Origin of the sequence: Sphaerotilus sp. FB-3, assembly GCF_023706025.1 — a bacterium.
Taxonomy (GTDB): domain Bacteria; phylum Pseudomonadota; class Gammaproteobacteria; order Burkholderiales; family Burkholderiaceae_C; genus Sphaerotilus; species Sphaerotilus sulfidivorans.
Genome location: NZ_BQWE01000055.1, coordinates 1 through 2,132 on the forward strand (window position 1 = coordinate 1; position 2,132 = coordinate 2,132).

Annotated in this window: 3 protein-coding genes; 2 read left to right on the plus strand and 1 reads right to left on the minus strand. The window is 48.3% G+C overall.

Translation table 11 applies throughout. From position 1 onward, the window contains the following. Positions 1–394 precede the first annotated feature (394 nt). Positions 395–634 carry a helix-turn-helix domain-containing protein gene (locus tag NFT33_RS16545; RefSeq protein WP_251676987.1) on the plus strand — a complete coding sequence of 80 codons (240 nt, stop codon included), beginning with the start codon at positions 395–397 and terminating at the stop codon, positions 632–634. Then, entirely contained in the window at positions 615–1,286 is a 672-nt protein-coding gene (locus NFT33_RS16550; protein ID WP_251676989.1) for a hypothetical protein, read from the plus strand. Before NFT33_RS16545 ends, NFT33_RS16550 begins: the two co-directional genes overlap by 20 nt. On the opposite strand, the gene NFT33_RS16555 is transcribed toward NFT33_RS16550, so the two are convergent. Further along, a complete protein-coding gene (locus tag NFT33_RS16555; protein ID WP_251676990.1) occupies positions 1,287–2,039 on the minus strand; it encodes a DNA adenine methylase in 753 nt (250 codons plus the stop codon). Positions 2,040–2,132: the final 93 nt, after the last annotated feature.

Sequence of the window (2,132 nt, forward strand, 5' to 3'; positions counted from 1 at the left end):
CAAGCGCAAGCGCATGGGCTGGAGCGATGACTACCTGCAAGGGCTCTTCGGCTTGACGCCCGGTTCAGTCAGCCATGCACAAACTTCGAGCGATGGCTAATGCAATCGCCCTGCTGCTCAGGCGGGTTTCATAAAAACCTGCCCGGAGAGGTTTTATTGACTTCGCGGGGATGCCCTTGTAGCCCTAGTTAACCGGCGCCGGAGCGCGAAGCGCGTAGGGCACCGCTACAGGCCATGAGAATGCCGAAGGCATGGCCTGTAGTGGCGTCCACGTTGAACGCCCAGCTAGGCCTTTTAAAGGAGAGAACATAAATATTGCAGTGTCAGGCGCGGCATCAATGTTTGAATACTATGGTCTGTAGACCTTTGGTCTTCATTCAGGGATCATAGAAAAATGAACTCACTGAGTACTGTCATAGCCCAAGCGTTAGTCAAATATCGTCATTTGTCACACCTCTCTCAAGAGGAGCTTGCCGATGCTGCTGGCATTCATAGAACCTATGTGAGTCAGATAGAGCGCGGGCTAAAGATGCCCACTGTCGCCATTCTTTTTAAAATTTCCAAGGCGCTGAATATTCGAGCAAGCGACTTGATTAGTGAGATTGAAGGTCAGTATGCTGAATTACAAGATTAATCCAGGATTCCGTATCAATTGCGGATTTATTGTTACTGGTGAAGCCGTCCGCAATGCAATAATGCAAACGAATGCCATCCTTGGGGACTTGCCGGCAAATTTGTACAAAAGCATCGACTACAAAACGACTAGCGCAATGATTGGCTCCGTCTTTTGTGACAGGCTTGCTGATGTGGTTGGGGCAATTGTTAATCCTATTGAGAAGGGGCATCCTGATTTGGTGCCTCCAGCAGCGATTAACTGCACCGAAGAGGATTTACGGAACTACCCACAGGGGTTGGAAATCAAGTGCACTATTGGCAACATAGAAACTGGTGCAAACTTGCGAGCGGGTCAAACCCGCATTGAATCGTTGACTGGAATCACGTGGCAGGCCCATCACCGCGAAGTTGCCGAACTGCTTGGTTTGGTTTGGGATTTTGTTGAAGATGGCCGGGCCTTCAACTATCCAGCAATCAGCGGGGCGTTTTATAGCGATGATCTTTGCGAGGATGATTGGGGACAAATCAGCGGAACTACTGGTCGCAACACAAAGGTGAGCGGGATGGCGGCAAGCGGAAAGGCAAAAATGGGTAGAGGCTGGGTTGCTGTGGTTGAAAAAGATGAATATTTAACAGCGTACTCCAGAAGCTTGCGGTTTAGATTTCCATGACTACGCGACTAGCCTGAGCTGCATGGGCGAATGTGGCGTGCGGTAAAATATTTTTTCCCTGCTTGACTTTCCCGCAACGCCTTTTAAATCTAGCAGGGTTTCAAATGGCAGGTAGTCGCCATACTCACCCTCGCAGCAAATTACTTCTCCCTGCCTGTTTAGGCTCCATTTTGCCAGTTCTTCGTAGTTGATAAGTGCACTGCTGAAGCCGTAACCCATTCCCGGCTCTGACTTGTATGGCGGATCAATAAACCAAGTGGCCTCAATATCAGGGGCCATTGTGTAGTCTCCGCAAATTATTTGCCAATGTTTAATTTTTTGCAGGTTTTCGGCCATAACGCGCCTGCTAATTTCCCAGTTTCTAGCCAAAACTTGGGTAACCGTTATGGTTTTGTATTTGAATGCCATTTTTGTGGCCGCATGAATAATGTGAAGGAACTCTGAACTTTTTTCTCCGACCTTCAAGTCTGGCAGGTTTTTGATTTTTTGTTCAGTCGCTTCGCTTATCAACCACTCCCAAATGGATGCGACTTTGGGGTCTTTTTCAATTAAAACGACTTGATTGCGCCAGTTGTCTGAGAAGAGTGAGTAGGCGGCAGATCCCGCAAATGGCTCAATTATGCATCCATAATTGGGGGGCGGATAATGCTTTGCGATTTGTTTTTTTCTGCCGTAGTAGTAAAACATTTCTTTCTCGCCGCTAAATTTATGAAGACTATAGTATTTTTTGGCGACTTTGTCAAGTCGCGCCACCTTGTCTAGCTGTCAAGACCCGGGAGATTCTTTGGCCGCTTCTTGAACAAGTCGGGTGACTTGGCCCGCCAGGACTTGAGGGCATCAAGGGGC